At 62.2% G+C, this 7340-nt stretch carries 6 protein-coding genes; all 6 read right to left on the bottom strand.

The genetic code is table 11. The annotated features are described in order from the left end of the window. Positions 1 to 387: 387 nt before the first annotated feature. Positions 388 to 1722, bottom strand: coding sequence for a sensor histidine kinase (locus NW857_RS07845; protein ID WP_414338314.1), 1335 nt, complete (start codon positions 1720 to 1722; stop codon positions 388 to 390). A 24-nt stretch (positions 1723 to 1746) separates the two neighbouring features. Continuing rightward, complete coding sequence (locus NW857_RS07840) at positions 1747 to 2352, bottom strand: tRNA-(ms[2]io[6]A)-hydroxylase (RefSeq protein ID WP_414334102.1); 606 nt, start codon at positions 2350 to 2352, stop codon at positions 1747 to 1749. A 321-nt stretch (positions 2353 to 2673) separates the two neighbouring features. Beyond that, positions 2674 to 3744 (bottom strand): 3-deoxy-7-phosphoheptulonate synthase, encoded by a 1071-nt coding sequence (locus tag NW857_RS07835; protein WP_414368571.1) that lies wholly within the window; start codon positions 3742 to 3744, stop codon positions 2674 to 2676. 556 nt (positions 3745 to 4300) lie between these two features. After that, the gene (locus tag NW857_RS07830) at positions 4301 to 5662 is read right to left on the bottom strand and encodes an efflux RND transporter periplasmic adaptor subunit (RefSeq protein ID WP_414368569.1); all 1362 of its coding nucleotides are present in this window, start codon (positions 5660 to 5662) and stop codon (positions 4301 to 4303) included. A 50-nt stretch (positions 5663 to 5712) separates the two neighbouring features. Then, positions 5713 to 7005: an NAD(P)/FAD-dependent oxidoreductase gene (locus NW857_RS07825; protein ID WP_414368567.1), complete on the bottom strand. Its 1293-nt coding sequence runs from the start codon at positions 7003 to 7005 to the stop codon at positions 5713 to 5715. Positions 7006 to 7079: 74 nt separating this feature from the next. Continuing rightward, on the bottom strand, positions 7080 to 7340 hold a 261-nt coding region (locus NW857_RS07820; RefSeq protein WP_414368565.1), incomplete at its 5' end, for a Rieske 2Fe-2S domain-containing protein.

Below are 7340 nucleotides of genomic sequence, written 5' to 3'. Positions count from 1 at the left end.
GGGCTGGATCCCACCAGGGCAATTCGATCACCGGGCTGAGTGGTGGCGCGAACTTGGAAACGATACATTTTTTTGGAGGAGGGGGAGAGGAACTTCTCCGGACTTGCCGGTAAACAGACATACTCAAGCAGTCGGCTTACTACCCTGCCGGCAACTTGCAAGAGAAAGCAGAGGCTGGGATCCAGTTCCGCCTCATCTGTCTTAGTCCTGACTTTGCTTTTAAAGAGAAATTCTGAAATCCGGAAACAGAAAATGACGGAAAGTCAGAAAAAGAGCCTCGGCTCAAAAGTAAGGCTATTAAGCCAGGATGTTTGCAGTAAAGAGTAGACTGAACTTTAGTCTGAATTTAACATACTGTCCAAGGATTGTCTGTTTTCTAGAGCACCTTTAGACAGTTTCTGGAGTGCAAGTTTCCAATCGTCGCTGGGGCAAAATCACCTCAAAGGTGGATCCCTGCCCCACCTTGCTCTCAACCCGCACCTGTCCCCGGTGCTGCTCGGCGATGCTTTTGACAATGGCCAGCCCCAAACCTGAGCCCGACCGCCGATTGGGATCCCCGCTGCGGGCCGGATCCACCCGGTAGAAACGGTCGAACAGGTGGGGCAGTGCCTGGGGTGGGATCCCCGGCCCGGTATCTTGCACCTGCAGCACCAGTTCTGGGGATCCGGAGCGCAGCCGCTGTTTTAGCCGCACCTGCACCTCGCCGCCGGGGGGGGTGTGGAGAAGGGCGTTTTCGATTAGGTTGGTGAACAGGCGGGCCAGTTGCTCTTCATCCCCCCAAAAGGCAAAGGGATCCCCTCCTGTCTCCTCTGGGGGGGCGGCCATATCCAGCTTTAGACGGATCCCTTTTTGGTTGGCCAAGCCCTGCAACTCTTCCACCACCTGCAGCAGCAGAGCATCCAGGGCACAGCAGCGGGGCTGGAAAGGCACCATGCCGCTGTCGTGGCGGGCCAGAAACAGCAGGTCGTCCACCAGCCGGCCCAGCCGCAGGCACAGCCGCTCCACCATCTGCCAGCGCTGGCGGGTGTCGGCATCCAATTGGGAGTCTGCCAAAGCCACCTGTACCGTGGTCTGGATGCTGGCCAAGGGGCTGCGCAGCTCGTGGGAGGCATCGGCGGTAAATTGCTTGAGCTGCTGGTAAGACTGGCGGATGGGCTGCATGGCCAAACCGGAGAGCAGCCAGCCGATTCCTCCTACACAGGCCAAACTGGCCGCTACCCAGAGGCTGAGATCCCGAATGAGCTGGCGTGTCGGCTTGCTCACCTCAAACCAGGGGTGGCTGACCCGCAAATACCCCAGCAGCTTCCCACTGGCCAGGATCGGCTCGGTGAACTGGCGCAGCCAATACCCAGGCGCGATGCGGGCGGTGTGCAGGGATCCCTCCGTCAGCAGGGGGGCAGGGATGCCGCCGGGCACGGTGGACCAGATGAGGGATCCCTGGGGATCAAACCACTCCAGGTCGATGTGGTCGTCTGCTAGGGTGCTGGGATCATCCCGAAAGCTGGCTTCCAAGCTGTGGCGGGCCTGCTGCGGGTCCAAGAGGCTCTCGTCCACCACCAGGGAGCGCTCGACAATTTCCACCACATGGCCCAGCGTGTCGTCCACCCGCTCAATCAGGGTTGACTGCACATACCAGTAGAAGCTGCCGGCAAACAGCAACAAAAACACCCCCGTTACCACCGTGTACCAGAGGGCCAGCCACCGCCGCGTTGCCTGGAACATGGGGTTGCACGGGAAGGGGAGAGGTTAGCTGTGGACACGAGGCTCGGGGTGAAGGGTGGAGAGGATCTCGGCTTCCACCTGCAGCAAAGCGTCCAGCCGCTCCTGCACCGGCTCGGCGGGGAACTGTTCTAGCGCCAGATCCAAATACAACTGCCAGTGCCGCTCTTCAGCCGCCGCCAGCCAGAGGTAAAACTGCCGCAGCTCCGGGTCGGGGACGTGGATCCCCAGCAGGCCTAGGCGTTCGTGGCTGCGGGCCTCGATGATGGCGGCCACTAGCAGTGCATCCAAGAGATGCTCCGGCTCGGAGCGGCGTAGGTGCTGGTTGAGGCGGCTGGCATAGGGAGCAGCCGAGAGGGGCCTGATCGGGATCCCCAGCCGTTGCAGGTGCCGGTGAACCCGCTCAAAGTGCTGCAGCTCCTCCCGCGCCAGTGGTGAAAGGGCTTCCACCAGCCGCCCGTTGGCGGGGTAGCGAAACAGCAAACTGAGGGCATTGCCCGCTGCTTTCTTCTCGCAGTTGGCGTGATCTAGCAAAATCAGGTCGAGGTGGCGAATGGCCTGCTCGATCCAGGCCGCGGAAGTTGGCGAGGCCAGTTGTAGCGTCGGCACAGGGTCAGAAGAGGTTGCAGGGATCAACAGCTTCCAAGTTGACCCATCCCGCCCGCTGCGGGAGCAGGGAACGGAACTGGGTCAATCGGATCTTAGCCTTGCCAGCGTACCCCTTTCTGCTAACTCCTAGATCCCGTCTGATGCTCTGGCAGCAGTTGTCCTTATCCCCGGCCCCTCTCCCAGAGAGAGTCAGCCCAAGCGCTCCGCGCCGCTCACGCGACCACCCCCAGCCCCTCTCCCAGAGGGAGTCAGCCCTCACCCCCAGCCCCTCTCCCAGAGGGAGAGGGGAGTTGCACTGCTGCCGAGCACAACTTTATTGCCTTGCTTGGGTCTTGCAGGGCTTTTTCAGTGATTCAAAGCCAAGGTTTTCCCTGCTACGACTGCTGCCATCTCCTGCAACAGATCCTCGGTCTCCTCCCAGCCGATGCAGCCGTCGGTGATGGAAACGCCGTACTTGAGTGGTGCCCCTTCCTGCCAGGTTTGCTTGCCTGGGTTGAGGTTGCTCTCCAGCATCAGCCCCATCAAGGCCCGCTGCCCTGCTTGGTACTGCCGCAGCACTGCCCGACAGACGGCTCCCTGCTGGCGGTAGTCTTTGTGGGAGTTGTCGTGGGAGCAGTCCACCATCACCGAGCGCGGGATCCCTTGATCCTTCATCAGCAGCGCCGCCCGCGCCACATCTTCCGGGCCGTAGTTGGTCTTGCCGCCGCCGCCGCGCAACACAATGTGCCGGTCTGGGTTGCCGGTGGTTTTCACCAGGGCCGTCATGCCGTCTTGGCCGATGCCCAGAAAACTGTGGGGGTGACTGGCGGAGAGAATGGCGTTGAGGGCAATTTCCAGCCGCCCGTCGGTGCCATTTTTGAAGCCCACGGGCATAGAGAGGCCACTGGCCATTTCCCGGTGGGTCTGGCTTTCGATGGTTCGGGCGCCGATGGCCGCCCAGCTCACCAGGTCTGCGGTGTATTGGGGAGTTACCGGATCCAACATTTCTGTGGCACAGGGCAAGCCCAGCTCGTTGATCTGCAATAGGATGGAACGGGCCAGTTGCAAGCCAGTGGCAATATCGCAGGAGCCGTCCAGGTGGGGATCATTAATGAGGCCCTTCCAGCCCACTGTGGTGCGCGGCTTCTCAAAATAGGTGCGCATCACAATCACCAGGTGCTCGCGGGTTCGATCGGCCACCCGCTTGAGGCGGTGGGCATACTCCAAGGCCGCTTCGGGATCGTGGATGGAACAGGGGCCGACAATCACCACCAAGCGATGGAGATCCCGCCCGTGGATGATGTCGCGGATGGCTTGCCGCGTGGAGAGCACCACTTGGGCTGCCGCTTCCGTCAGCGGCAGCTTGGCCTTGACAGCAGCAGGGGCAATCAAGGGAGTCACCTCTTGGATGTTGCAGTTGTCGGTTTGGGGGGGCATAGAACTGTCCTTCATCGTGGGCAAGATTGTGTGCAAGGGATGGGAAGTGAGGGAATGGAGCATCGAGCCATCAAAAAAGCCCTGGCACTGGGCTCAGGGCTTCAGGACTGACTCGGGTAAACCTAGGCTCTATAGTTTACGCGCCACCCTTCCGCCCTGGTCGTTGCCAGGGAAAGCTAAAGTAGCCAAAAAAGGGAGCGCGCCAGGTCATCTTCAGGGGAAGGAACTCGGAATCTGTACGAGATGAGTATAGCGGAAGTATACCCAAAAAGAAACTGGATTTACCAAGACGGGTTCAGGTTCTGGGTCGCTCCCAGGGTTCCCAGGCGCAGCCCAGAGGACGGTTTTCTCCCACCCAGATCAAGAAGCTTGCCCGCTCCGTAGCCATCACTCTGCGACGCTGTTGCAAGCGGGGCGAGGAGAAAAGCTTCAGGGCGGTGAGGGACTTCTTTCCGCTGCCTCAGCCCGACAAGGTCGCAGCGGCGAAAGCCCCGCAAGCCCGGTGGAAATCAAGAAAGTCAGCAGAACTCTGGGCTTCTGTCCTAGGAAACAGTTTTCAGAAGGATCTAGCCCGGACGGCAGCCGCTTCCTGGATTACCTCGTCTCCAGGCTGTAGCCCACTGTGGATCTCCACCTGATCCCCATAGCGGGATCCCACCACCACGGGCGTAAACAGCGGCTTGCCGTCCACCAGCCGGTACACGCCCGTAAGGCCGAACTGTTCTACCAGGCTTGCTTGGGGCAGGAGCAGGGCTTGGCGGGTTTCTCCTGCCAACTTCAGACGGCCCAGCATGCCCGGCATTGCTCCGGGGAGCGGGGGAATCTCCACCTTCACCTCCACCGTTCTTGAGCTGGGGTCGGCGCTGGGGATGATTTGGCGGATGGTTCCCTCCACGGTTTGGTTGAGGCTGTCGATGCTGATGGGCACCGCTTGTCCCACCCGGATTTGGCCGGCCAGGGATTCGGGCAAGGCCACGGAAAACCGCAGCCGCTCGCTGCTTTCTAGCTCCACAATCGGCTGGCCCGGCCCCGCCAAAGCCCCTACCTCCACATACTTGCGGGTGACGACGCCGGCAAAGGGGGCAACCAGGGTTCCGTAGGCAAGGTTGGCTTGGGTTTGCGCCACCCCTGCCTGGGCCTGGGCCATGGCTGCCTGCACCTCAGGGATCCGGCTTTCCGCCTGGGCAAGCTGGGCCCGTGCTTGGGTCAATCCCTGTTCGGCCTGCTGGATCCCGGCCTCGAGCTGGGCCAGGCGGCCCAGGAGCACGGCTACCCGCGTATTGGCCTGATCCACCTGGGCTTGGGCCACGGCTCCTTCGGCGTGCAGCTTCTGCATCCGCTCTTGGTGCAAACGGGCCTCCTGCAGCTCCGCTTCCGCCTGCTGCTTCTGGGCTTGCACCTGGCGCAAGGCTTCTTCCGCTCCCCTCACCCCCGCCTGGGCGGCCAGAAGGCCTGCTTGGGCCTGCTGCAGTTGCGCCTCAGCCTGTTGCCGCTGGGCTTGGGCCTGTTGCTGGGCGGCTTGCACATCGCTGATATCCAGGCGGGCAATCAGGGATCCAGCCGCCACCCGCTGCCCCTCCTGAACCGGCAGCTCCACGACTCGGCCCACGATGCGGCTGCTGAGGGGGGTGCGCTCCACGGCCTCTAGGCTGCCCACCAGGATCCGCTCTTGGCTGATTTCCCGTGGCTTGACCTCCAGCGTGGTCAGCGGGGCGGCCTCGGTGGCTTCCAGGGACCCTGTCCCGCCGACGCGACCGGCAACCTCCAAAGCTGCCCCCCCTTGGCCGGGCCGGCCTTGGGATCCCAGCAGCCAGCCGCCCAGCCCCCCTAGCGAGAGGAAGAGCAGCGCCCAGCCCAGGTGGCCCCAGCTCCAGCCGGAAAACGTTTGTTGTTGCAACCTGCCGACTTGAGTTTTCATAGCGCAAGTGTCCGGCGTAACTTGAGCGTGACGAGAAAATCGGAACTTTTCTAAGGGGAGACCAAATCTCCCAATGGCTTGGAGATGGGCTCTATCAGAGAGAGCCCCACCCCCTGCAAACTGAGGCGCTCAAACCAAGGCACCGCCCACCCCCAGCGCATCTTGGCCAGGAAATAGTGCTCAAAGGCGGACTTGAGCCAACTGACCCATGGCCCTTGTACGGCCAGGGCGCGGCGGCGGCGCCCCAGCACCGGCAAGACAGGATCCGCCAAAAAGAGAATGCCCGTATCGCCGAAGTCGGCAAAGCAGATGGCTTCCAGCGTCGGGCTCACGGGTTCCCCCCGCAGGGCTCCCAGGCGCAGGGCGATATTGTGCGCCACTGCCATCCCCATCGCCTCGGTCATCTGGCCGGTTTTGGGCACTCCCACCGGCAAAGGGGTTGTCTCGGAAGGGGCTAGCTGGGTCACCACGCCCACCGCATAGAAGCTATCGAAGTCGGGATGCTGGTAGGTGGAAGTTACCGGCAGGAAACCGCGGGCGTCCGTCAGGCCGGGGACTTCCCGCAGGAACTGGGCTCCCCGGAAGGGCGGCAGCAGCATGGCGTAGGCAAAAGGGATCCGCTCCCCTTCTGCCAGCACGATTTCCCCCTCTTCGACACAGGCAATGGCAGTATTGGCCAAAACCCGGATCTGCCGCTGGGCCAGCAGCCGTTTCACCAGCTCCTCGGCCCCCGCCATGCCGCCAATCCCGAAATGGCCAGCATAGGGCTCCGGCGTGATGAAGGTGATGGGCACCTGCTCCCGCAGCCCTCTTTTTCGCAACTGCCCCTCGGCCAGCAAGACAAACTCATAGGCCGGCCCAAAACAACTGGCCCCCGGCACCGCCCCCACCACCAGCGGCCCCGGCTGGCGGAGAAACTCTGCCCACGCCTTCTGAGCTAGCAAAGCATGGTGCGGCGTGCACACCGACTGGGTAAACCCCTGTTCCGGCCCCAGACCTGGGATGGCGTCCAAGGCCAACTCCGCTCCCGTGGCCACCACCAAGTAGTCGTAGGCCAGAGGCTCCCCGTTAACCCGCAGGGTGCGCTTTGGCGGCTGCAAGTCGGTTACCGTGCCCTGGATAAATTCAATCCCCTTCCTCTCCAGCCGCTGCGGCAGCTCCACCTGAATGTCCGCCAGCCGCTTCAGGCCCAGCGCCACCCACGGCAGAGAAGGGGTAAACGTAAACTTTGGAGTATTGCTGACTACAGTTACCTGGTGGGATCCCTGCGGCAAAAGATGCCGCAGCTCGTAGGCAGTAGGCAGCCCTCCCAGCCCAGCCCCAATGATGACGACGCGAGCCATAGAAAATGCCCCCTCTTTTCTGAACTTGATGAAAAAAACCTGCGGCCAGAAGCCGATCCCAAGAGCGCCCTCCTTCACACCCACCAGGGCAGACTCCCCGTTCGCGGATCGACATCCAACCAGGGAGAGAGCCAGATCCACCCCTCCCGCACCTCCACCCGCACCAGTTTCAGAGGCAGCGCTGCCGGCCCTCGAATCACCGAGCCATCAGCCGCATAGCGGGATCCGTGACAAGGACACTGGAACTCTTCGGCCAGCGGGTTCCACGGGAAGGTGCAGCCCAGGTGGGTACAGTTGTTCACCAGCCCTTGCTCGTCCAGCTTCCCCCCCTCCCT

It is taken from the genome of Synechococcus sp. H55.9 (assembly GCF_047462355.1).
Classification (GTDB): Bacteria; Cyanobacteriota; Cyanobacteriia; order Thermostichales; family Thermostichaceae; genus Thermostichus.
The sequence above is the reverse complement of the archived record's forward strand: the minus strand, read 5'-3'. Positions and strand labels throughout refer to the sequence as shown.